Consider the following 22,605-nt stretch of genomic DNA (forward strand, 5'->3'; position numbering starts at 1 on the left):
GGTCACACTGCCTCCTTGCCGAGCAATGTCTTCAGGCGCTTGCGCGCCTCGTGCACATGCCAGGAAATCGTTGCCTCCGAACAGCCGAGCACGTCGGCCGCTGCCGCATGGCTCAAGCCTTCGGCATAAACGAGCAGCACCGCATCGCACTGCTTCTCCGGCAGCTCCCGGACCGCGGTCCAGAGCGCGTCGCGCTGTTCCTCGTCGGGATCATCAAGGCGAGCTGCCGTCGCCTGCTCGCTGGCATAGGCCTGCATGCGGCTATTGTCGCGCACCTGCCGCCGCCGATGGTCGCGCGCGGCGTTCAGCGTCAGGGTGTAAAGCCAGGTGCGAAACCGGCTGGTGCCGCGAAAACCGCGGATCGCAGCTCCGAGCCGCAGGCAAACGTCCTGGGCGATGTCTTCCGCGTCCGAGCCATTGCCCGACCAGCGCCACGCGACCGCGTGGACAAAGTCGTAGTGTCGTTCGACCAGCTGGCCGAAAGCCTGCCGGTCTCCGGCAACCGCCTTTTCGACGAGTTCAGCGTCCAAATCCGTGCCCGCCCTCACCTCATTTGAACCTTAGACGTTGCAGGCTGATCATTCCTTGGGTGCGAGGCACATTTTTTTCGACCAATGTCGAAATTTTCCCGATCAGCGTGGAAATTTTCCAACGACGGCGATCATCGGCCCCATCGGGAACAGCCGGTCGTGGCGGTTGATATCAGGCGCGTAGACGCTGGAGATCGTGCCGTCGAGGAACAGTGCATTGGGGCAATCGAGCGTATCGCGAAACAGCGTCGCAAAATCATGGAAGCGCACCGGCCGTTTGGAGACAACAAAGACGACCTCGCCATCAGCCGTCACGCCGACGCCGTTGCGGGTTTTCAGGCTGGTGCTATCCGGCAGGAAGCGCGGATGCAGTTTGCCGTCGATCACCAGCATCGGCCCGGACTGGGTGGCAAAGCGCGGTGTCAGCCTGGCGTCACGATAGGCGTCCGCCGCCATCACCCCCGCCTTGCCGTCATCGACAAAAAACACCCCGTTCGGCAGCAGGTGGAAATTGCCCCAGCCGGAATTGGTGTTGAGCGGCGCCTGCTCTTGGCCCTCCTCGATGTGCAGGCCGACCGGCGACAGGTCGTCATGATACATGCCGCCATTCATGGCGAAGCCCATATACTCATCGCGGTGACGCAGCTCGAGCGACAGCGCCCGGAACGAACGGAACGGCACGCCCGCCTGGTCCTTGTTGTAAAGGCGTATATCGCTTGTCGCCGGGTCGAAACTGCAGGCGACATAATCCTGGCCGAGATGGCTGACATCACGGCAGGCGCCGAGCGCCGGCCCGGCAAGACCGGCCGACAGAACGGCACCGACGAGAAAGGGTTTTGGAAACAGCGGCATGGTCAAAAGGTCCAATCGAATCAGCCGCCAAGCATGCCTGAGATTGCGGCTTATTCTGGCGCGGGCACAGGCGAAATCATACGTTTGGCGACTAGCCGCCGACGATCGCCGCCATGGTGGTGACGAGACCGGCGATGCCGGCGAGACTTGCAAGGCCGAAGATCGCGCAAAGGCAGGCAAAGCCGCCGACGCCCGCAAGCACATAGGATTTGGGATCGCGGTTCAGCACATCCTGCGACAGCGACAAAAGCAGCCGCTTCTCTCTGAGCGTCGTTGCCACCTTCACCGCATGGCGCCTCGCTTCTTTCTGGACCTCGCCGTAATTGTTGCCGATCGCCCAGAACGTGAGGAACAGGCCGAGCGCGCTGACGGTAAGCGCAAATTTTCTCAGGATGTCGATGGCATCGGGGAGAAGATCGCCGGCGAAAACCGAGCGATCGACCAGCGCATCAAAACCGGTGATGCAGGCCGCGATGACGGCCGCATGGCCGGCGCCGATCGCCAGAAGGCGCTTGAAAGCGTCCTCCAGAACCTGGCTGTTGGCCGCGTGAATACTGTCAAGCCGAGATATCTGCGCCTGCACGTCCTCGCGCGACAGGTGCGGAGGATAGTTGCTCACGGATACGACTGGGCTACCTCTCATACGATGGACTCCAACGCCACGCCGTCCAGATCGTTATAAATTCGATAATATTACCTTTCCACGACACCTCCAATTTTAGTCATTTTGGAGATTTGCACCATCTTTGCGCGCCAGAGTGGAGACCGGCGCTCACACTTCAAGCGCAGACATATGGAAACGCAACTGCTCAGGCGGGTAGCGATACCGGCTGCCGGCGGGACAGGCGTCACGCGAGAGACAGCCACTTGTGAGACAACCTGCCCTGCCCGCATCCGTGCGCAGATGGCTGCGACAGAGCGCGACGTCGAAGCGCTCGCCGGCGAGCGCTGCGGCCGGACAGGCGGAAATGCAGGGCTTTTCCGAGCACCGGTCGCAGGGGTGGTCGGTCCCGCGCTCGCCCGTGTCGCCAAGCGGTATGTCGAAGCCGAGCGCTGCGCGATAGCCGTGCCAAAGCCCGAAGCGCGGATGGATGAGGATGCCCAATGGCGACGGCTTCAGGCCCTCGGCCCGCATCGCCCATTGCTGGAAGGGTTGCCAGGGCGGGTCGGATGGGAAGTAGGCGGTCGCCCCGCAGGCGGCAGCGATCGGCTGGATCACCGCCTTCGACCAGTTGTCGAGCGGGTCGGTGCCCCCGCGATCAGCCAGGCTGCAGCGCCAAGCATCGAAGGGCTGCCACAGCGAGCCGCCGATATTGCCAACCAGCACCACGCTTACCGCCGGACGGCCATCGGCCAGTAGCGGTGCAGCCTCACCGGAGGCGAAGTTCAAGGTTCCGCGCAAAAAAAGACCGTGCGGCGCGAGCGCCGCACGGATCGTTTCGATTGTCTTGTCCGCATTTGCGGAAGGCGCCGTCATTTCGGTTTCGGCCCCTGATGTTCATAATGCGGGCGCCAGACCTCTTTCTGGATCATATCGGCCACCTGCGCCGCGCCGCCTTGCTCCCTGGCTCGCTCGGGACCCTTTCAGGTGAAAGCGTCCGGCATCGAGTTCTTGCGCTGATCGATGAAGGCCTTGAGCTTTTCGTCGATCTCGGGATCGAGGTAAGGCGCCTCGTAGTGTTCCAGCCAGCTGCGGCAGAGCGCATTGGCGCGCTGCTCGATGCGCTTTTCGCCTTCCACTTCCCACTGTTCGAAGGAGTTGTTGTCGGCCAGCGGCGAACGGTAGAAGGCCGTCTGGAAGTTGGCCTGGGTGTGGGCGCAGCCGAGATAGTGGCTGCCCGGACCGACTTCGCGGATCGCGTCGAGCGCCTGGGCGTTTTCCGAGAGATCGATGCCTTCGGCCATCTTCTGCATCATGCCGAGCTGGTCCTGGTCGATCATGAACTTCTCGTAGGACGAGATCAGACCGCCTTCGAGCCAGCCTGCCGCATGCAGCACGAAATTGGTGCCGGCAAGCAGCGTCATGTTGAGCGTGTTGGCTGATTCGTGCGCTGCCTGCGCGTCCGGAACCTTGGAGCCGCAGAGCGAGCCGCCGGTACGGAAGGGAAGCTTCAGGCGACGGGCAAGCTGGGCCGCGCCATAGGAGACCAGCGACGGCTCCGGCGTGCCGAAGGTCGGCGCACCCGACTGCATCGAGATCGAGGCGGCAAAGGTGCCGAAGAGCACCGGCGCGCCCTTGCGGATGAGCTGGGTGAAGGAGGCACCGGCGAGAACTTCGGCAAGGATCTGCGTCAAGGTGCCGGCGACCGTTACCGGGCTCATGGCGCCCGACAGGATGAAGGGCGAAAGCACGCAGGCCTGGTTGTGGCGGGCATAGACCTTGAGCGCGCCGACCATGGTCTCGTCGAAGACCATCGGCGAGTTGGCGTTGATGAGGTTGAGCGTGACGCAGTTGTTTTCGACGAAGTCGTCGCCGAAGACGATCTTCGCCATGGCGATCGTGTCTTCCGCCCGTTCCGGCGCCGTCACCGAGCCCATGAAGGGTTTGTCGGAATACTTGATATGGCTGTAGACCATATCGAGGTGACGCTTATTCACCGGAATGTCCACGGGCTCGCAGACCGTGCCGCCGGACGAATGCATCGACGGCGCCATATAGGCGAGCTTCACGAAATTGCGGAAATCCTCGATCGTCGCATAGCGCCGGACGCCTTCAAGGTCACGCACGAAGGGCGGGCCGTAGACCGGCGCAAAGATCGTCGCCTTGCCGCCGACCTTCGCGCTGCGCTCCGGGTTGCGGGCATGCCAGGTGAACTCGGAAGGTGCCGTCTTCAGGAGTTCGCGGCAGAGACCCTTGGGGAAATGCACGCGCTGGCCGCGCACGTCGGCGCCGGCCTGCTTCCAGAGTTCGAGCGCCTCGGCGTCGTCACGGAATTCGATGCCGATTTCCTCGAGGATGGTGTCGGCATTGCGCTCGATCAGCTGCAGGCCTTCCTCGTCGAGGACCTCGTATTCGCGAATTTTGCGCTGGATATAGGGCAAAGACGGCCCCGGGCCGCCGCCGGTGCGCGATGCGCGCCTTGCCGCTGCTCCCCGTCCCTCGCCGCGTGCGCGGCGACCGCCGCCTTCAACCGCGCCCTGTTCTGTCACGTCGCTCATTCGCTTTTCCTCTCCCGCGCATCACTTTTTGCGCCTTCAAGCATCAATTTGCCCTAATGCTACCAAGCATCGGGGGCCTTGCGGGTCTCAATGCGCCAAGGCGTGGCGCAACTCGAACACTGCCGAGCGGCGACAAGCGGGCGCAAAAACCGCGTGGCGCGAATATATTGTTTTTGTTAAGAATATACAGGCGGCAAAAGAAGCCGCCCTCCCGTCGCTTTTTGTCATATGCGACGTCGCTTTCGAAAACAGATTTTTAGACATCGACCGCTATGGATTGATGGACGCGTCCGAAAATTTCGCGCGACCGTGCCAGGAACCGAGGAACCCCAATATGGCAGACGATGAAATCATTCTCGAGGACCTTTCCGACGAAGAACTCGTGCAGCAGATGCACGACGACCTCTATGACGGCCTGAAGGAGGAAATCGAGGACGGGACCAACATCCTGCTCAAGCGCGGCTGGACGCCCTATGATGTCCTGACCCAGGCGCTGGTCGAAGGCATGCGCATCGTCGGCATCGACTTCCGCGACGGCATCCTGTTCGTGCCGGAAGTGCTGCTCTCGGCCAACGCCATGAAGGCCGGCATGACCATCCTGCGCCCGCTTCTGGCCGAAACCGGCGCGCCGAAGCTCGGCAAGATGGTGATCGGCACCGTCAAGGGCGACATTCACGACATCGGCAAGAACCTCGTCGGCATGATGATGGAGGGTGCGGGCTTCGACGTCGTCGACCTCGGCATCAACAACCCGGTCGAAAACTATCTCGAAGCGATCGAGCGCGAGCAGCCGGATATCCTCGGCATGTCGGCGCTTCTGACGACCACCATGCCCTACATGAAGGTCGTCATCGACACGCTGAAGGAAAAGGGGCTGCGCGACGACTACGTCGTTCTCGTCGGCGGCGCGCCGCTGAACGAGGAATTCGGCAAGGCCGTCGGCGCCGACGCCTATTGCCGCGATGCGGCGATCGCCGTCGAAACCGCCAAGGACTTCATGAAGCGCAAGCACAACCGCCTGGCCGGCTGAGCTTCGGACAATCCGAAATGACAAAGCCGGCCGCGTGGGTGAAATCCGCGGCCGGCTTTCCTATGTCTGGCGAGGGTGCCTGGCAGGTTTGCCGGGTTAGTTGACGGAGTTTGCCACCTTCTTGCCGGCCGACTGTGTCGCGTTGACCGTGTTTGCGGTATCCTGTCCGATCCCGCGGATGGTGTTGCCGCAGGCGGTAAGCGTCGAAAGGGCGACGAGAACGGCGCCGACGGTTGCAAGGGTCTTTACTGTCATGGTCAGGGTCCTTCCCGCTGATAGCCACATGGAATCAAGATGGAAAAAGTATCGCCCGCAATAGAACGTGCACAACCGGAAAAAGTTCACGTGATCGGTTGCGGCGCCATCGCCCGCGAAATCCTGGCGATCTGCGAGGCGAACGGGCTTGGCCATATCGACCTCAATTGTCTGCCCGCCATCTGGCACAACACGCCCGACAAGATCACCCCGGGCATTCGCGACGCCATCGCCAAGGCCCGCGCCGAAGGCTTCGAGCGCATCTTCGTCGCCTATGCCGATTGCGGCACCGGGGGCCATCTCGATCGTCTCCTTGAGGAGGAAAAGGTCGAGCGCATCCCTGGGCCCCACTGTTATTCCTTCTTCGCCGGCAACGAGGATTTCGCCCGCCGTTGGGACGACGACCTCACCGCCTTCTTCCTTACCGACTTCCTCGCCCGCCAGTTCGAAGCCTTTGTCATCGAACCGCTGGGCCTCGATCGCCACCCGGAACTCCGGGACATGTATTTCGGCCACTACCGCAAGCTGGTCTATCTCTCGCAGCAGGAAGACACAGGCTTGCAGGAGAAGGCCAAGAAGGCGGCCGAGCGCCTGGGCCTCGAATACGAATACCGCTTCACCGGTTATGGCGATCTGACGACATCGCTTCTGAAAGCTTGAATTAGCGACATCATCAATTTGAAATCGCAGGCCCGAAACAGAGACTTTACGTTGATCTCCACATAGGGTACCCCCCTATATCATATTGGAGACATCGACATGGGCAATCACGAGCACGACCATCATCACCACAACGCTCACCAAGGGCATGCGCATAACGAGGCGCGCATGCTCGCGGCCAGCCACGATCATGTCTTCCTTGGCGGCAATCATGAGCGCAACGAGCGGCGGACCTGGATCGTCATCGCGGTCACCGCAACGATGATGGTGGTCGAGATCGCCGCCGGACAGGTCTTCGGGTCGATGGCGCTCGTCGCCGACGGCTGGCACATGTCGACCCATGCCGCCGCGATGCTGATCGCAGCGCTTGCCTATCTCTATGCGCGCAAGCATTCGAACAATCGCCGCTTCACCTTCGGCATCGGGAAACTCGGCGACCTCGCCGGTTTTTCCAGCGCCATCGTGCTGGCGCTCATCGCGCTTCTGATCGGCTGGGAAAGCCTGCGCCGCCTCGGTTCTCCAGTCACGATCGATTTCCGCGAGGCGATCCTCGTTGCCGTCGCCGGCCTCATCGTCAATCTCGTCTGCGCCTGGCTCCTGAAGGACGATCATGGCCATCACGATCACCATGGGCATCATCATGGGCATCTGGGGCATCAAGGCAGCCAGGATCGCAACCTGCGCGCCGCCTATCTGCACGTTCTCGCCGACGCGCTGACCTCGGTTCTCGCGATTGTCGCCCTTGGCCTCGGCGCGATCTACGGCTGGCTGTGGCTCGATCCCGCCATGGGCATCGTCGGCGCGCTTGTCATTGCGCGCTGGTCCTTCGGCCTCATCCGCGACACCGGGGCGACCTTGCTCGACTATATCCCCGAAGGCGAGGATCTGCCGGAAGAGATCGGCGAGATCGTTGCCGGGGAAGATGCCGAAATCGTCGACCTGCACATCTGGCAGCTCGGGCCCGGCCACCACGGCGCGATCGTCTCGATCGTCGCCGACAATCCGCGGGCGCCGTCCTATTATCGCGAGAAGCTTGCCGCCATCCACGATTTGTCGCATGTGACCGTCGAGGTGGAACCAAGGGCCGCATAGCACCCGAAACCGGAGTATCCGATGACCCATACGATCCGCGAGAAGCAGAAACTCATCAACAGGGTCCGGCGCTTGCGCGGCCAGATGGAGGCGGTCGAGCGGATGCTGGAGGAGGAGAAGGGCTGCGCCGAGGTCATGCAGGTGATCGCCGGCATACGCGGCGCGGTCAACGGGCTGATGGCGGAAGTGGTCGAAGACCATATCCAAATGCATGTCGCCGCAGCCAAGCTGTCGCAGAAGGACCGGGAGGAAGCGGCGGCCGAACTGGTGGATGTGGTGCGCGCCTACCTGAAATAGCGTCGCTGCCGCGCACTTTGCCAAGGTCACCGTTGCCGCCGAGAACCATGCTGTGCTCGGCGATGGCGACCGGTCATGCTTTCTGCCAGCTCACAGATTGACCGCGAATTCCTGCCGGCCGCACGCTTCCGGCCGCGACAGCACGTCGTCCGCCTGATCGCCGGTGATCACGTTCCGTCAGAGGCCGACGATCCGGCTTCCGCCCGGGCCCCCTCATTGCCAGGCCCCTTGCCAGGTCCCCTCCTTCGCCGTCTGAACTCTTAATTTGAAACCATGTTCGCGCAAGCCCGTTTAGCTGGCGTAACTCATCCCTGACGCTTCCTCGGCCGCCTGACACTTGGCCGTCTTTGCGCCAAGCACGGAGCCAGAACGCGGGAGCGTCCCATGACCAAGAATTTCACGAACGACAATAAGAGACTGCTTCACGCCTGGGATGCGGTCTACGATCTCGAAGAGTTCATTCTGGCCTATCAATTGGCACCGCTGGCGGCGCGTGACATCTTCGCAAAAGTCGGCCCGAGCAGGCTCGATCTGGCGAACGCGATGGATGCGCACAGGACAGCGACGGGCGACGAAGCAAAACGCGCGCTCGGCCAAAACATACCTCCCGGTGGTTGAGTGAAGTTCGTTGCGCTGGCGCGACAACGCGTGCAGGGTGCTTCATCGACGGCGATTGAAGCGGGCGCCGTCGCCTACGGGCCTTCGTGCCTGGGCCCCAACCAAAGGAGGACGCAATGTCTTCCAGCAATCCAGAACATTGTCTTCACTCCGACGACCTCAGCCTTCTGGTCGAGGTACTCGCCGCTGCCGGCTACTACGGAACGACCGCGACGGCAGACTCGGGCGGACGGCTTGCTGCCACGCGCTTCCTGATTGCGGCACTCGAAAGCGGCGTCGACAGCCACGCCACTCCGGAGGCGGCGCTGGCCGAGCCGGGCACTGCCGCGGAGTTTCCGAGGTCCCCTTCCCGTCCGGCGCCTTATGAGCAATTCAGACAGGCTGCTGTTGATCGAAAGACCGGCAGCGTGCCCCGCTGAGCCACCATCGTGGGTTTCCAGCCCACCCATCTAACCCCTATCTTCCGGCGGCCGGGGCGGAAGCTGAATCGTGCCCCTGCGTATGCGGTCTTGGAGATTGAGAATATCGAGAAGATCATCCGCTTCGTCGCGCGGCAAGTTGGACATCAGATAACCGTCAACAACAACCGGTTGCCCGGTGAAGACATCGACAACCGCCCAAACATTGTTGGCTTCGACCTTGAGACCGTACCTTAGTGTTGTCATCAGCCCAGTCCGTAAGCGGGGTTAACCATCTGCCCTTGCTCAGCCACATGCGGCATGGCGGGGCGATCGCTCGCATTGCCCTGAGGTGGCCTGAAGGCCCAGACAAGAAAAACAGACAGGGCGACCAGAAACAGTGAGAAGACCAAACGGGAGGACATCGCGCCTCTCCTTCATCGAATGAGGCCATCGCGGCTGGGGATGTCACGCGGCTGGGGAAAGAAAGCGCGCAATAACCTTCTGCAAGGTCTCGGCAGCCGCTCGGTTCAGCGCGACCTCGATCTGGCCGTCGTCGCATTCCAGGCAAAGAGTGCCGATCAGCGGCGCCTTGTGCAGGGTGATGATTTCGCTCTGGTAGAGTTTGTTCGGCTCGGACATGACAGTCTCCAGTTCCAAGCGACGAGCTTAACACATCCTCGATCGGCACGTGGCTTTTATCACGCGAGCAGCGAGAAACTCGGGAGGAACACCGGCGTCGCGCCAAAAACACTTTAAATCTGCGTCGGCAGACACACGCGCCTCAATTGAAACTCAATCGACGCGCAATAGTATATCCAAGTAAATTTGGCCGATGTGGCTTTCGCGGTATCAGAATTTCTAACCGCACCTATTCTCCTAAATTTTCGAACGACACGCAAGCTTCGGATCCAGTGCTTGGTCCATGCTTCGCCTCGAAGCACATCGCGCATTGTAACGTCTGTTCGTTCCCCGAACCTTGGTTGATCGGTCGATAACCGGCTCATCGCAGCCGACCGACCGTGCCTGCCCACACCTAAGAGGACTGAGACCACTATGAACGCTTTATCTTTTACGAAACGCATCATCCGCGGCCCCCGCGACCAGTCGCCGGCTCACCGCTTCCAGGTCGGCCAGCTTGTTCGCTCGAAGGGAGCGCTGACCAGAGAGTCGATCATCGGGGACACCTACCGCATAACCGCCACGCTCCCCATCCGCGACAATGCGCTCCAGTACCGCATACGCAGCAGCGACGAATGCCATGAGCGCGTGACCGATGAAGGCAATCTCGAACTGATCCGTCCCGCCGACGAGCGAATGGCCCTGGCCGAACGGGCCTTCAAGGCCAGGCACGCCCTTTAGATCCAAACCATCGTCCTAACAGATCAGCTGCAGGAGGCGATCATGAAGTACCACATACCGGCTCAGATCTATCTATTCGACTACCGCGGCCTGCTTGCCTGGATCGCCCTTTCGCTGGCGGTCGCCGTCGTCGTGACCACGATCCTTTTCGGGCGGATCTTGTGACGGCCCGTCTCTGGCCGGCCTGGCTTACCGCCAAAAGGATTACGACCATGCCGCTGACCTTTCCGAACCCATGCCGAAGCTTCGATGAAGCGCGCAAGGCCGTACGTTTCCTTGGCCACGATGGCATGTTCGAAGTGCCCTTCTATGTTGAGGCGGCCGCCCTCTCCCGTGGCGCGACCACCCGGACGACCGAAGCAGCCTGCTTGCTGGCCTTCGATGCCGCGCGCAACGCAATCCACGAGGCCGCGACGGCAGCCTATGCCAAGGGGCGCCGGACGATCTATGTCCTCACCGCCGATGACTTTCGCTAGGTCCCGGGCCAAAACGCAGCAGCCTTTCGACCAACACCCCTTGGCCTAGCAGGGGTCTCCGCCTTATGCGGCAACGCCCCGCAGCGGCCGAAAGGGCGTGGCAATCTCAACCGCACTGTTGAAATGCGTCCTGCTCTCCTGTGCGCGACGCTGTCGCGAGCGCTTGTCGCCGGCGCCTTTGCTATTATTATTCCGCGAATTCCAAACACGTGCCCGTGCATGCCACACCCGGCAGATTCACGGACCTTCTGAAATCACCAGGCGACAGAACTTTCATGAAACTTGGATTCATCGGCACCGGCGCACTCTCCTCGGCGATCGTCACCGGCCTCAAGACGCTTCCCGGCGAGATCACCACCGTCGTCCTTTCGCCGCGCAACGAAGAGATCGCTGCGGGCCTTGCTGCCCGCTTTCCTGACGTGACTGTCGCTGCCGACAATCAGGCGGTGCTCGACGCCTCAGACACGGTCATGCTCGGCGTCCGGCCGCAGATCGCCCGTGATGTCCTGCCCGCCTTGCGCTTCCGCCCGGATCACCACGTCGTCAGCCTGATTGCGACCTTCTCCTGCGCCGAGATCGCCGCCATGGTTGGCCAAGTGAAGCGCGTGACCAAGGCCTTGCCGATGCCGATGATTGCGATCCGTCAGGGGCCGACGATCATCTTCCCGCCGGATCCGGATATGGCGGCGTTTTTCGGCCGGCTCGGCACGGCGATCGAAGTAACAAGCGAGAGCGAATTCGATGCGCTAAGTGTGGCGACCGCCACCTATGCCAGCTACTTCAAGTACCTGGAAACGGTCCATAGCTGGCTAAAGGACAACGGCGTCGACGAAGCGAAGGGCCGCGACTATATCGCCAGCCTGTTTGGCGCACTCGGCCAGGCACCGGCAACGACGCCGGACGCAAGCTTCGCCCATCTGGCCGAGGACTACGCCACCCGCGGCGGCATCAACGAACAGGTGCTGCGGGAATTGACGGAGCACGGCACGTTCGAGCGGTTCCGGGAAAGCCTCGGGGCCATACACCGGCGGATCACCGCGGCGTCGTGACGATCCGAATCGCCTGAAAAATGTCCCTTATCCGGCCTGCCGGCCACCTTCTCCCCGCAAGCGGGGCGAAGAGGATTTGCAGCACTTTCGCAAATTGCAACGAAAAATAAGCTCTTCCTAATCCCCATATCTGCGCTACCCTGCGTTACATCTCAGTGCGCGACGGCTGCGTCTTGGGACGGGAGGCACACCAGTGAAATTCCTCGAATACCTGCCCTACGCCATCGGCTGCGCCGCCGGGCTGCTGCTTTCGCTGGTCGTCGGCGCAGTCTGCAGCCTTTCGGATGATGTGAAGATGGTCGAATCCGTGGCGCTCGTCGTGCTCGGCGGCGGTGTCGCCGAATGGTACTGGAACCAGTTAAGCCGGCGGTAACGGGCAAGCCTTCATAACTCGGCCCTGTTCATCCGCGGGGCCGCCATGACCGAAATCGCCAGCCAGAACCACGCCGCAGGCAAGCGCCCGGGCCGCGTCGTCGTGGTGACGGCGGGCGGCGAAAACCCTTGGATCATGATCAACGCGCTCGCAAGCCGCTTTGCTGAGGTGGCCGTCGTGGAGGAGCAACCGGAATCGAAGGGCCTGTTCCTGCGCCGCCGCGCCCGCAAGCTCGGCTGGCTGACGGCGCTGGGGCAGCTTGCGACCATGATCGCCTCGCGCTTCGGCAAGCGCTTCACCCGAAAACGCGCCGAAGAGATCCTCGCGACCTACAAGGTCTCGGGAAAACCCGCCCCCTCAATCCCGGTCAAATACGTCGCCTCGGTCAATGACGCCGACGCCATAACGCAGATCCGCGCGCTCGAACCCGACGTCGTCTTCCTCATCAGTTGCCGCATGCTGAAGGCAGCGACGCTGGCGGCCATGGCCTGTCCGGTCCTCAATTTCCACGCCGGCATCAATCCGGCCTATCGCGGCCTGATGGGCGGCTACTGGGCGCGGGTCAACAACGACCTCGAAAACTTCGGGGCGACCGTGCATCTGGTCGATGCAGGCGTCGATACCGGCGGCGTGCTCTACCAGTCACGGCAGAAGCCTGCCCCTGACGATACGATGCACACCTATCCGCTGCTGCAGACGGCCGCCTCAACGGAAATCGCGATTGCCGCGGTCGCAGATGCGCTCGACGGAAATCTGCGGACCGTCAATGTCGCAGGTCCGTCACGACAATGGTATCACCCGCCGATCTGGACCTGGGTATGGAACGGCCTGACGCGTCGGATCTGGTAGGCGAAATCCCTTCGCTTGCATCGGCCAGCTTCAGCCTAAAAGCCTGATACTGCGGGCAATCCACGACCGCGGCTCCTGCCCACAACAAGCGGCTCAACTGCGACTTGCGCATCACCGCCAAGACGTCTGATATGGCATCTGCGCGAGCGTCGTTTTTGGACATATCCGACGTCGTGGCGAGATGAGCCCGGACGCCGGGACATGCGCATTGTCGCACTACAGCGCCGCGCGTCTGATGAGACGCACAAAGGTCGCTTTAGCGCTTAGGAGTGCTGCATGTTTTCGGCCTTCGATCGGCACCGATCAAAGGAAACATGCAGGGGGAGGAGAACAACACCCGATGGCAGATCGCATTATCGTCTACTGGCGCGACATTCCGGCCCAGGTCATCATCAAGAAGGGCCGCACGACGGCAAAGCGTGAACTGTCGCTGCGCTTCACCGAGGCGATCGACATGTGCGCCATGCGCACCGGTGCGGCCGAAACCGACGACTACCTCGCCGAATGGCGCAAGGCCGATCCGGTGCCGGTCTCCGACGATCTGGAAACGGAAGCCGACCAGGCTGCCGCCGAGCTCGAAGCCGCCTATGACCGCGAACGTCTGGTGGCGCTCGTCAAGGCCGGAGGCCGCGACAATGGCTGACGCCAAACCGGCAGGCGAACAGAAAATCCTGAAGGGCAACGCCGCACCGGGCGCCAAGGCCGCGACCGGCGCCTTCACACCGTCAGGCGTGTCGCCCAGCCGCCGCTCGCGCCACAAATACACCGTCCGCCTCTGGGCGGTCCGCAACTCGCGCTTCCTCGAATGGTTCTACCACCGCTTCGCCGACCTGTTCCTGCTGCTTCATCCGCTCTGGAACGCGCTTGGCTACGGCCGGGTCGAGCGTCCCGTGACCTTCGTCGAGCGCCACGTCAAAGGCTTCCTCTTCGACTGTCGCATGTGCGGTCAGTGCGCGTTGTCTTCAACGGGCATGTCCTGCCCGATGAACTGTCCGAAGCAGCTGCGCAACGGCCCCTGCGGCGGCGTGCGCGCCAACGGCAATTGCGAGGTCGAGCCGGACATGCCCTGCGTCTGGGTCCAGGCCTGGAAGGGCTCGCAGAACATGGAGAAGGGCAACGCCATCATGAACGTGCAGAAGCCGGTCAACCAGTCGCTGCGCGAAACCTCGTCCTGGCTACGCGTGACCGCGGAAGCAGCAGCGCGCCGCGATGCGGCATCCAAGGAAGGCCAGGCATGAGCCCCGACTACAACCCGCACGATCCCGGCGCGCCGCTCGATCCGCTGCCCGGTCATTCCTCCCGCGGCCGGCTTGAACGGGTCTTGCGCCGCGGCGAGTTCGCCGTCACCGCCGAGCTCAACCCGCCCGACAGCGCCAACCCGCAGGACGTCTACGAGCGCGCAGCGATCTTCGACGGCTGGGTCGACGGCATCAACGCGGTCGACGCGTCAGGCGCCAACTGCCACATGTCCTCGGTCGGCATCTGCGCGCTGCTCACACGCATGGGCTATGCGCCGATCATGCAGATCGCCTGCCGCGACAAGAACCGCATCGCCATCCAGGGCGACGTGCTCGGCGCCTCTGCCATGGGCGTCCAGAACATCATGTGCCTGACGGGTGACGGCGTGCAGGCCGGCGACCAGCCGGGCGCCAAGCCCGTCTTCGACCTCGACTGCATGTCGCTGCTCGAAACCGTGCGCATCATGCGCGACAACTCGAAGTTCCTCTCGGGCCGAAAACTGACGACCCCGCCGCAGGTGTTTCTGGGCGCCGCCATCAACCCCTTCGCGCCGCCCTACGATTTCCGCCCCTATCGTCTCGCCAAGAAGATCGAGGCGGGCGCCCAGTTCGTGCAGAGCCAGTACTGCTTCGACGTGCCGATGTTCCGCGAATACATGAAGAAGGTGCGCGACCTCGGCCTGCACGAGAAGTGCTACATTCTCGTTGGCGTCGGACCGATGGCGTCGGCCAAGACCGCCCGCTGGATCCGCTCCAACGTGCCGGGCATCCATATTCCCGACAGCGTCATTACCCGCCTGGAGGGCGCGCAGGACCAGAAGAAGGAAGGCAAGCAGCTCTGCATCGACATCATCAACGAGGTGAAGGAGATCGAGGGCGTCTCCGGCATCCACGTGATGGCCTACCGCCAGGAAGAATATGTCGCAGAAATCGTGCATGAATCGGGCGTGCTGAAGGGCCGCCAGCCCTGGAAGCGCGAGAGGCTGCCGGCCGATCAGCTCGTTGCCGAGCGTCTGGAGCAGATCCGCGAAGGCAAGGAAGAAAACCAGCAGCAGATGGCCGAGGCGGCAGCCCACCATCCGCACTGAAGAGACAGCAGACAAAACCGGCGCCGGTCTCCGACGCCTATCATCGATCTCCAGGGCGTGATTACATAGCCCACCGCCAGGACAAAGGACCCTTAATGACCCGCACAATCGTCGCCTCCGCCACCCGCGAGATCATCATTGGCTTTGACCAGCCCTTCTGCGTCATCGGCGAACGCATCAACCCGACCGGCCGCAAGAAGCTCGCCGCCGAGATGATCGAGGGCAACTTCGACACCGTCATCAAGGACGCACTGGAGCAGGTTGCAGCGGGCGCGACCATGCTCGACGTCAACGCCGGGGTCACCGCCGTCAACCCGAACGAGACCGAGCCGCCGCTGCTCGTCAAGACGCTCGAAATCGTCCAGGGCCTCGTCGACGTGCCGCTGTCGATCGACAGTTCCGTCACCGCTGCGATCGAGGCGGCGCTGCGCGTCGCCAAGGGCCGCCCGCTCGTCAACTCCGTCACCGGCGAGGAAGAGAAGCTCGAAGCGATCCTGCCGCTCTGCAAAAAGTACGACGTGCCGGTCGTTGCCATCTCCAACGACGAAACCGGCATTTCCGAGGATCCGGACGTGCGCTTTGCCGTTGCCAAGAAGATCGTCGAGCGCGCCGCCGACTTCGGCATCAAGCCACATGACATAGTCGTCGACCCGCTGGTCATGCCGATCGGCGCCATGGGCACCGCCGGCCAGCAGGTCTTCGCGCTTCTGCGGCGGCTGCGCGAAGAGCTGAAGGTCAACACCACCTGCGGCCTCTCCAACATTTCCTTCGGCCTGCCGCACCGCCACGGTATCAATGCCGGCTTCATCCCGATGGTCATCGGCGCCGGCATGACATCGGCGATCATGAATCCCTGCCGCCCGCAAGAAATGGAAGCGGTGCGTGCGGCAAACGTGTTGAACGGTACCGACCCGAACTGCACTCACTGGATCAAGACCTATCGCGACCACAAGCCGGCCGAGGGTGGCCATGTGGTTGCTGCCGCGCCGGCGGCCGCCAGCGGCGGCGGTCGTCGCGGTGGCCGCGCGGCCCGCACCGGCGGCGCGGCTGCAAGCGAATAGGTTCTTTTTTCAGCATCGAGCTGAACCAAGGAAGGGAGAACGACGTTGAAAGGCAGCCATGCCTCATTGCCGTCCTTCTCCCTTTAGCCGTTCAGAAGCCAGCCTTCAGCACCGACAGATTTCGAGATTTCATCCGGCAACGCAAACCTGGAGATCATCATGACACGCAGCCTTCGCCTTGATGCCGCCAGCCTCTGGTTTGAAGCCCCTTTCGTGATCGCCGTCCGACTGCAGGAAATGCAGATGGCGGCGCTGACGGGCAAGTCGCAGGATGTGACCGAGCTTCAGCGCATGATCTCCGAGAAGATCGCGGCGACCGCCGAAAGCGTCGTTGCCGTCAATGTCGCGCTCTGGAAAGCCGCCTTCGACAACACGATACGGATGATGACCGGCGCCACGGCATCGGGCCATGGAACGGCGATTGCTTCGGCGGCGCTGAGGCCCTATGGCAAGCGGGTGCGCAGCAACGCCCGGCGTCTGCAGCGCAAGAAGCCGTAAGCAATTTCCCCGTCATCGCAACAGCCTCCCGAAATGATGCTTTGAGATCGCTCCATGTCGGGATTGGACAACTATCCGACCGGGTTCCGGTGCAGTCTGAAACCGTTTACCCGTGCTTCGCTCGCGAGCTGAAACACCAAAGCGGTGCTTCACCCCGGAGAGCGCGGACCTGATGAAAGACCATTGAGCATGCGCATCGAAGGCACTTCCGAGATCGAGACCAACATGAGCGAAGCCGCGCAAAAGGAACCTCTGGTGCTGTTCATGCCCTCGGGCAAGCGCGGCCGCTTCCCGGTGGGCACACCGGTTCTCGACGCGGCGCGCAAGCTCGGCGTCTATGTCGAAAGCGTGTGCGGTGGGCGCGCCACCTGCGGGCGCTGTCAGATCGAGGTGCAGGAAGGCAATTTCGCCAAGCACAAGATCGTTTCCTCGCTGGAGCACATCTCGGAAAAGGGCGCCAAGGAAGAGCGTTACGAGAAGATCCGCGGGCTTCCCGATGGCCGCCGCCTCTCCTGTTCCGCCCAGATCCTCGGCGATCTCGTCATCGACGTGCCGCAGGATACCGTCATCAACGCCCAGGTCGTGCGCAAGGCCGCGACCGACCGGGTGATCGAGCGCAATGCCGCCGTTCAGCTCTGCTATGTCGAGGTGGACGAGCCCGACATGCACAAGCCGCTCGGCGATCTCGACCGCCTGAAGGTGATGCTGGAGAAGGACTGGGGCTGGAAGGATCTCTTGATCGCGCCGCACCTGATCCCGCAGGTGCAGGGCATCCTGCGCAAGGGCAACTGGGCGGTTACCGCCGCCATCCACCGCGACATGGATAGTTCGCGCCCCTTCATCGTCGGCCTCTGGCCCGGCCTCAAGAACGAGGCCTATGGCGTTGCCTGCGACATCGGCTCGACGACGATCGCCATGCATCTGGTGTCGCTGCTATCGGGACGCATCGTCGCCTCCTCGGGCACGTCCAACCCGCAGATCCGCTTCGGCGAAGACCTGATGAGCCGCGTCTCCTATGTGATGATGAACCCGGATGGGCGGGAGGCGATGACCAAGGCCGTGCGCGAGGCCGTCAACGGCCTGATCGGCAAGGTCTGCACCGAGGGCGAAGTCGACCGCCACGACATTCTCGATATGGTCTTCGTCGCCAACCCGATCATGCACCACCTGTTCCTCGGCATCGACCCGACGGAACTCGGCCAGGCGCCGTTCGCGCTCGCCGTGTCCGGCGCGCTGCAATACTGGGCGCATGAGATCGATATCGACGTCAACCGCGGCGCCCGGCTCTACATGCTGCCCTGCATCGCCGGCCATGTCGGCGCCGATGCTGCGGGTGCGACGCTTGCCGAAGGTCCTTACCGCCAGGACAAGATGATGCTGCTCGTCGATGTCGGCACCAATGCCGAAATCGTGCTCGGCAACAAGGATCGCGTCGTCGCCGCCTCTTCACCGACGGGACCGGCCTTCGAGGGTGCGGAAATCTCCTCGGGCCAGCGCGCCGCCCCCGGCGCGATCGAGCGCGTGCGCATCGACCCGGCAACGCTCGAGCCGCGCTTCCGCGTGATCGGCGTCGAAAAGTGGTCGGACGAGGAAGGCTTTGCCGAGGCCGCAGCCTCTGTCGGCGTCACCGGCATCTGCGGCTCGGCAATCATCGAGATCGTCGCCGAAATGTATCTCTCCGGCATCATCTCCGAGGATGGAGTGGTCGATGGCGGAATGGCGGCAAAAAGCCCGCGCATCATCCCGAACGGCCGCACCTTCTCCTACCTCCTGCACGAGGGTGAGCAGCGCATCACCGTGACGCAGAACGACATCCGCGCCATCCAGCTCGCCAAGGCAGCGCTCTATGCCGGCATCAAGCTCTTGATGGAAAAACAAGGCGTCGACCATGTCGACACCATCCGCTTCGCCGGCGCGTTCGGCTCGTTCATCGACCCGAAATACGCCATGGTCCTGGGACTCATCCCGGACTGCGACCTCGAAGAGGTGAAAGCCGTCGGCAACGCCGCCGGCACCGGCGCGCTGATGGCGCTGCTTAACCGCGGCCACCGCCGCGAGATCGAGCAAACCGTCAGCAAAATCGAGAAGATAGAGACGGCGCTTGAATCAAAGTTTCAAGAGCATTTCGTCAACGCCATGGCGATGCCGAACAAGGTCGATACCTTCCCCAAGCTCTCGACGGTGGTGACTTTGCCGGAGCGCAAGGTGACCGCTGATGATGGCGAAGGCGGCGGCAGGCGGCGGCGGAGAAGCCGGGAGTAGTCCGGTAACCATTCCGAGCTCTCACAAGTCTCTGCCGTGTCGAAATACGACAACCGCCGTATGTCTTCGTTCTCACAGCAGGTCTACGCCGAGGTTGGCGCGCTTTTCCGCGTGCTTTGAACCAAGGAGAGACCAATGAAAATCATCATCGTAGTCGCGGCATCGCTTGCATTTGCCGGCTCCGCCTTCGCAGCGAGTTCGCTGGGGGCCGCTGAAAATCAGCCGACCGCCAAAGCCATTGGAGCAATAGAGTTGGCGGGCGGTAGCGGGAAACCCAACACGACGCCAGGCACGGGCAGGTCCAACCTCACGCGCGGCAAAACCTCGTACTTTGGTTGACGCAAACGAAGGGCGGCACCAGCCGCCCTCTCGCCATGAAAGTGGCGGCCGACCGCACAAGCGAAAGTCCTCGTTTGGTCGCGCATCGGGCTATTATGCTGTTTGGTGAATGTGGACACTGGAGATTTCAGCTTGCCTTAATTCCGGCGGCGGGCGACGGTCTGATGAAACCTATTCCTTGAACTGGCATCCAAAACCTATGAACGACAAGATTCTCGACACTCTCACCGGCATGTACTTCACCGTCGACGATCCCGATGGCACCTATGGCACCGGCCAGATCATCCGGCTCGCTGCCGAAGGCATCTACTTCATCCGCTACGACGGCAACGAGGTGGAACTGCCGATGGAACTCGTCTCGATCGGCGAGATGCTGCAGACCACCGAAGAAGACTACAAGCTCTGGCGGTTCTTCGACACGACCGAGGAGCGCGACAAGTGGATCGAATGGCTGGACGCGCCGTCGAAGCCGCGGGTGGTCTCGCTCGTGCGGCCGACGCCTGCTCCGACGAAATAGGCCATCGTCGCAAGGTGACCGGAGCGGCTTTGCCGCTGTATTTGGCTTGGCGCTGCGGTGGTAGCGCCTTCCTCACCGCCCGATCGAGGCAGACTTTTCCTTAGGCCGTTCCATGAACCGGCCATAGTCGATGGTGGTGCGTGCCTTCGCGTTTGCAAATGCCGAGGTTCGGCACCCGCAAACACCCCGGGGCTGTCCCTGACCGAAATGATCTAACCCATTTGGATCATGACGAAATCAGCCAATGACCCTATAGGCCTAGACAGCCGTTCGCCGCCCTCTGTGTTATGCTTTATGGGAGGGAGAAGATCCATGGCACCCACACGATCTGATGTTTCCGAACGCGTAAAGGCGATCCTTGTCGAGCTGCTCGGCGTCAAGGCGTCCGAAGTCACAGACGATGCCGAGATCGAAGACGATCTGGGCGCCGACTCGCTCGAAGTGTCTCAATTGGCGATGTTGGTGGAGGAAGAGTTCGAGATCTATCTGACCGACAACTCGGCCGAAAAGCTCATCACCGTCGGCGACCTGGTCGACTTCGTGCTGGCGTCGAAAACGCTGAAGTGATCATCCGGCAATAAAAAAGGCCGGGGCGAAACCGCACCGACCTTCCTCATCATCGCTCTTACACCAGTGCCAGTACATCCGTGGTCAAAAGTCTAAAGCGACGCGACAGTTGCGAGCGGCGAACACATTCAGCGCTCATAAGCAAACGTCGACAGATGGGTTTGTACGCAGCGATTGTGTCCGAAAGATGACCGCACGCGCAACGCGTTACTATAAATAAAGCAGCCCGGCCAAACCGCCGCGCAAGCACACGAGCACCGGACACTCCAAACACAAAAAGCGCCGCGCGTTGGCGGAACACGCGGCGCTTCGGTTGAGGGGGCGAACCGACCCGGCTTATTGCGGCGTCAGGTCGAATCCGAACCACTTCTCCGACAGGCGCTTGATGGTGCCATCCACCTTGGCGGCGGCGATCGCATCGTCGAACAGCGCCTTCAGTTCCGGGTCGGTCTTGCGCAGGCCGACGGAGCTGCCGGCGCCGAGGAAGCCGCCCTGGAAGCGGGGGCCGGTGATGACCATGTCGCTGTTGGCAGGCTTTTCGACAGTCGTCTTCAGGTAGCCCATGGACGCCATGACGAAATCGACGCGGCCGGCGACGAGATCGAGATCGTGCTGCTCGGTCGTCTTGTATTCACGCACCTCGACGACGTCCTTCAGATATTCATCGATGAAGCGTGCTGCGATCGAGGCGGTCTGGACGCCAATGGTCTTGCCTTCAATCAGCGGCTTCAGCTCGTCGACCGCCTTGCGCGCGCCGGCCTCGTTGGAGGCGAGCGAGAAGAGTTCACCCTTCATCGGCAGGGTTTCGAGGTCGCCACCCTTCAGCGTCGCGAAGGCCTGGCCGGTGCTGCCATAGGACATCGAGAAGTCGATGACTTCCTTGCGCTTCTCGGTGGCCGACATGCCTGCCATGATCGCGTCGAACTTGCCAGCGTTGAGCGCCGGGATCATGCCATCGAAGGACTGCGCGATGACGGTGCATTCGACCTTCATGTGGTCGCAGAGGATCTTGCTGAGCTCGATCTCGTAGCCGTCGAGCGTGCCGTCCGCCTTGGTCAGGTTATAGGGCGGAAAGGCACCTTCGGTGGCGATCGTCACCTTCGTCCACTTCTTGTCTTCGGCCTGCGCCGGCATGGACATCAGCCCCGCGGCAACGGCAAGCGCCGATGCCATGATTGCGGTGGTCTTTTTCATTGCAGCATTCCCCTTTTGTGGATGTTGATTGCTTTGTCTTTCGGTCCGCCGATCACGGCAGGCTTCAACTCTTGATGAACTGGCGGAAGCGCTCGGACTTCGAATGGGTGAAGACCTCGTGCGGCGGCCCCTCCTCCTCGATCGTGCCCTTGTGGACGAAGACGACGCGACTGGAGACGTCGCGGGCAAAGCCCATCTCGTGGGTGACGACCAGCATGGTGCGCCCCTCCTCCGCCAAGCCGCGCATGACGCGCAGCACTTCGCCGACGAGCTCTGGGTCGAGCGCCGAGGTCGGCTCGTCGAAGAGCATCGCCTTCGGGCGCATGGCCAGCGCGCGGGCGATTGCGGCGCGCTGCTGCTGGCCGCCGGAGAGATGCGAGGGATAGTGGTTACGCTTGTCGGCAATGCCGACCTTCGCAAGCAGCGCCTCCGCCTCCTCGATCGCTTCCGCCCGCGGCCGCTTCAGCACATGCACCGGCGCTTCGATGACGTTTTCGAGCACGGTTTTGTGGGACCAGAGATTGAAGCTCTGGAACACCATGCCGAGCTCGGAACGGATGCGGTCCACCTGCTTCTGGTCGGCCGGGCGGCTGCGTCCGTCACTCGACGACTTCAGCCGGATCACCTCGCCCGCCACCTCGATGGTGCCCGAATTCGGCACCTCCAGCATGTTGATGCAGCGAAGCAGCGTCGACTTGCCGGAGCCGGAGGATCCGAGGATGGAAATCACCTCCCCTTCGCGCGCATCGAGCGACACGCCCTTCAGCACCTCGACCGGGCCGAAACTCTTGTGAAGGTCGTGCACGCGGATCGCGACCGGCGTGGTAACGGCGGCGGACAT

Annotated in this window: 32 protein-coding genes; 22 read left to right on the forward strand and 10 right to left on the reverse strand. The window is 62.3% G+C overall.

Annotated features, from left to right (window positions below):
* Positions 1–2 precede the first annotated feature (2 nt).
* From IB267_RS03395 to IB267_RS03415, 5 genes are all read right to left on the reverse strand, one after another.
* Positions 3–530 carry an RNA polymerase sigma factor gene (locus IB267_RS03395; protein WP_192446400.1) on the reverse strand — a complete coding sequence of 176 codons (528 nt, stop codon included), beginning with the start codon at positions 528–530 and terminating at the stop codon, positions 3–5.
* A gap of 102 nt (positions 531–632) precedes the next feature.
* The gene (locus IB267_RS03400) at positions 633–1,382 is read right to left on the reverse strand and encodes a phosphodiester glycosidase family protein (protein ID WP_192446401.1); all 750 of its coding nucleotides are present in this window, start codon (positions 1,380–1,382) and stop codon (positions 633–635) included.
* A 91-nt stretch (positions 1,383–1,473) separates the two neighbouring features.
* The gene (locus tag IB267_RS03405; protein WP_192446402.1) at positions 1,474–2,001 is read right to left on the reverse strand and encodes a hypothetical protein; all 528 of its coding nucleotides are present in this window, start codon (positions 1,999–2,001) and stop codon (positions 1,474–1,476) included.
* A gap of 153 nt (positions 2,002–2,154) precedes the next feature.
* The gene (locus tag IB267_RS03410) at positions 2,155–2,859 is read right to left on the reverse strand and encodes a 4Fe-4S dicluster domain-containing protein (protein ID WP_192446403.1); all 705 of its coding nucleotides are present in this window, start codon (positions 2,857–2,859) and stop codon (positions 2,155–2,157) included.
* A 107-nt stretch (positions 2,860–2,966) separates the two neighbouring features.
* The gene (locus tag IB267_RS03415) at positions 2,967–4,541 is read right to left on the reverse strand and encodes a trimethylamine methyltransferase family protein (protein WP_192446404.1); all 1,575 of its coding nucleotides are present in this window, start codon (positions 4,539–4,541) and stop codon (positions 2,967–2,969) included.
* 334 nt (positions 4,542–4,875) lie between these two features.
* Here IB267_RS03415 and IB267_RS03420 point away from each other — a divergent pair, with 334 nt between their 5' ends.
* A complete protein-coding gene (locus IB267_RS03420) occupies positions 4,876–5,571 on the forward strand; it encodes a B12-binding domain-containing protein (RefSeq protein ID WP_034788208.1) in 696 nt (231 codons plus the stop codon).
* 96 nt (positions 5,572–5,667) lie between these two features.
* Here the strand turns inward: IB267_RS03420 and IB267_RS03425 are convergent, their stop codons facing one another.
* On the reverse strand, positions 5,668–5,826 hold the full coding sequence (locus IB267_RS03425; RefSeq protein ID WP_034788206.1) for a hypothetical protein: 159 nt from the start codon (positions 5,824–5,826) through the stop codon (positions 5,668–5,670).
* A gap of 39 nt (positions 5,827–5,865) precedes the next feature.
* Here IB267_RS03425 and IB267_RS03430 point away from each other — a divergent pair, with 39 nt between their 5' ends.
* The 6 genes from IB267_RS03430 (at position 5,866) to IB267_RS03455 (ending at position 9,149) form a co-directional block, all read left to right on the forward strand.
* Positions 5,866–6,486: a DUF1638 domain-containing protein gene (locus IB267_RS03430; protein WP_192446405.1), complete on the forward strand. Its 621-nt coding sequence runs from the start codon at positions 5,866–5,868 to the stop codon at positions 6,484–6,486.
* A gap of 168 nt (positions 6,487–6,654) precedes the next feature.
* Positions 6,655–7,578, forward strand: coding sequence for a CDF family Co(II)/Ni(II) efflux transporter DmeF (gene dmeF / locus IB267_RS03435; protein ID WP_246810581.1), 924 nt, complete (start codon positions 6,655–6,657; stop codon positions 7,576–7,578).
* Between the two features lie 21 nt (positions 7,579–7,599).
* Positions 7,600–7,875: a metal/formaldehyde-sensitive transcriptional repressor gene (locus tag IB267_RS03440; RefSeq protein WP_192446407.1), complete on the forward strand. Its 276-nt coding sequence runs from the start codon at positions 7,600–7,602 to the stop codon at positions 7,873–7,875.
* A 384-nt stretch (positions 7,876–8,259) separates the two neighbouring features.
* On the forward strand, positions 8,260–8,493 hold the full coding sequence (locus IB267_RS03445) for a hypothetical protein (RefSeq protein ID WP_192446408.1): 234 nt from the start codon (positions 8,260–8,262) through the stop codon (positions 8,491–8,493).
* 116 nt (positions 8,494–8,609) lie between these two features.
* On the forward strand, positions 8,610–8,912 hold the full coding sequence (locus tag IB267_RS03450) for a hypothetical protein (RefSeq protein WP_192446409.1): 303 nt from the start codon (positions 8,610–8,612) through the stop codon (positions 8,910–8,912).
* Positions 8,913–8,921: 9 nt separating this feature from the next.
* Entirely contained in the window at positions 8,922–9,149 is a 228-nt protein-coding gene (locus IB267_RS03455) for a hypothetical protein (protein WP_192446410.1), read from the forward strand.
* An 8-nt stretch (positions 9,150–9,157) separates the two neighbouring features.
* On the opposite strand, the gene IB267_RS03460 is transcribed toward IB267_RS03455, so the two are convergent.
* Entirely contained in the window at positions 9,158–9,316 is a 159-nt protein-coding gene (locus IB267_RS03460; RefSeq protein ID WP_192446411.1) for a hypothetical protein, read from the reverse strand.
* Between the two features lie 43 nt (positions 9,317–9,359).
* Complete coding sequence (locus IB267_RS03465; RefSeq protein ID WP_156552966.1) at positions 9,360–9,533, reverse strand: hypothetical protein; 174 nt, start codon at positions 9,531–9,533, stop codon at positions 9,360–9,362.
* A gap of 414 nt (positions 9,534–9,947) precedes the next feature.
* Between IB267_RS03465 and IB267_RS03470 the strand changes: the two genes are divergently transcribed.
* The 15 genes from IB267_RS03470 (at position 9,948) to acpP (ending at position 20,570) form a co-directional block, all read left to right on the forward strand.
* A complete protein-coding gene (locus tag IB267_RS03470; protein ID WP_192446412.1) occupies positions 9,948–10,253 on the forward strand; it encodes a hypothetical protein in 306 nt (101 codons plus the stop codon).
* 42 nt (positions 10,254–10,295) lie between these two features.
* Entirely contained in the window at positions 10,296–10,418 is a 123-nt protein-coding gene (locus tag IB267_RS33665) for a hypothetical protein (protein ID WP_034788190.1), read from the forward strand.
* A 47-nt stretch (positions 10,419–10,465) separates the two neighbouring features.
* Positions 10,466–10,729 (forward strand): DUF1488 domain-containing protein, encoded by a 264-nt coding sequence (locus tag IB267_RS03475; protein WP_192446413.1) that lies wholly within the window; start codon positions 10,466–10,468, stop codon positions 10,727–10,729.
* A gap of 275 nt (positions 10,730–11,004) precedes the next feature.
* Entirely contained in the window at positions 11,005–11,778 is a 774-nt protein-coding gene (locus tag IB267_RS03480; RefSeq protein WP_192446414.1) for a pyrroline-5-carboxylate reductase, read from the forward strand.
* Between the two features lie 193 nt (positions 11,779–11,971).
* A complete protein-coding gene (locus IB267_RS03485; protein ID WP_060601062.1) occupies positions 11,972–12,151 on the forward strand; it encodes a hypothetical protein in 180 nt (59 codons plus the stop codon).
* A gap of 45 nt (positions 12,152–12,196) precedes the next feature.
* Positions 12,197–13,000 carry a formyl transferase gene (locus IB267_RS03490; protein ID WP_192446415.1) on the forward strand — a complete coding sequence of 268 codons (804 nt, stop codon included), beginning with the start codon at positions 12,197–12,199 and terminating at the stop codon, positions 12,998–13,000.
* Between the two features lie 340 nt (positions 13,001–13,340).
* Positions 13,341–13,643 carry a virulence factor gene (locus IB267_RS03495; protein WP_060520592.1) on the forward strand — a complete coding sequence of 101 codons (303 nt, stop codon included), beginning with the start codon at positions 13,341–13,343 and terminating at the stop codon, positions 13,641–13,643.
* Positions 13,636–14,238: a methylenetetrahydrofolate reductase C-terminal domain-containing protein gene (locus tag IB267_RS03500; RefSeq protein ID WP_246764998.1), complete on the forward strand. Its 603-nt coding sequence runs from the start codon at positions 13,636–13,638 to the stop codon at positions 14,236–14,238. Before IB267_RS03495 ends, IB267_RS03500 begins: the two co-directional genes overlap by 8 nt.
* Positions 14,235–15,326 carry a methylenetetrahydrofolate reductase gene (locus IB267_RS03505; RefSeq protein ID WP_192446416.1) on the forward strand — a complete coding sequence of 364 codons (1,092 nt, stop codon included), beginning with the start codon at positions 14,235–14,237 and terminating at the stop codon, positions 15,324–15,326. The genes IB267_RS03500 and IB267_RS03505 overlap by 4 nt, the downstream gene beginning before the upstream one ends.
* Before the next feature lie 95 nt (positions 15,327–15,421).
* Positions 15,422–16,387 (forward strand): methyltetrahydrofolate cobalamin methyltransferase, encoded by a 966-nt coding sequence (locus tag IB267_RS03510; protein WP_192446417.1) that lies wholly within the window; start codon positions 15,422–15,424, stop codon positions 16,385–16,387.
* Between the two features lie 159 nt (positions 16,388–16,546).
* Positions 16,547–16,885, forward strand: coding sequence for a hypothetical protein (locus IB267_RS03515; protein ID WP_043619775.1), 339 nt, complete (start codon positions 16,547–16,549; stop codon positions 16,883–16,885).
* Between the two features lie 189 nt (positions 16,886–17,074).
* Positions 17,075–19,147, forward strand: coding sequence for an ASKHA domain-containing protein (locus tag IB267_RS03520; RefSeq protein ID WP_192447165.1), 2,073 nt, complete (start codon positions 17,075–17,077; stop codon positions 19,145–19,147).
* A 135-nt stretch (positions 19,148–19,282) separates the two neighbouring features.
* On the forward strand, positions 19,283–19,486 hold the full coding sequence (locus IB267_RS03525) for a hypothetical protein (RefSeq protein WP_192446418.1): 204 nt from the start codon (positions 19,283–19,285) through the stop codon (positions 19,484–19,486).
* A 199-nt stretch (positions 19,487–19,685) separates the two neighbouring features.
* Complete coding sequence (locus IB267_RS03530; RefSeq protein ID WP_034788160.1) at positions 19,686–20,003, forward strand: hypothetical protein; 318 nt, start codon at positions 19,686–19,688, stop codon at positions 20,001–20,003.
* Between the two features lie 312 nt (positions 20,004–20,315).
* Entirely contained in the window at positions 20,316–20,570 is a 255-nt protein-coding gene (acpP, locus tag IB267_RS03535; protein WP_192446419.1) for an acyl carrier protein, read from the forward strand.
* A gap of 336 nt (positions 20,571–20,906) precedes the next feature.
* Here acpP and IB267_RS03540 read toward each other — a convergent pair whose 3' ends face one another.
* Entirely contained in the window at positions 20,907–21,764 is an 858-nt protein-coding gene (locus IB267_RS03540; RefSeq protein WP_192446420.1) for a transporter substrate-binding domain-containing protein, read from the reverse strand.
* 64 nt (positions 21,765–21,828) lie between these two features.
* Positions 21,829–22,605: an ABC transporter ATP-binding protein gene (locus IB267_RS03545; RefSeq protein ID WP_192447166.1), complete on the reverse strand. Its 777-nt coding sequence runs from the start codon at positions 22,603–22,605 to the stop codon at positions 21,829–21,831.

This window comes from Ensifer sp. ENS09 (assembly GCF_014852425.1).
GTDB lineage: Bacteria > Pseudomonadota > Alphaproteobacteria > Rhizobiales > Rhizobiaceae > Ensifer.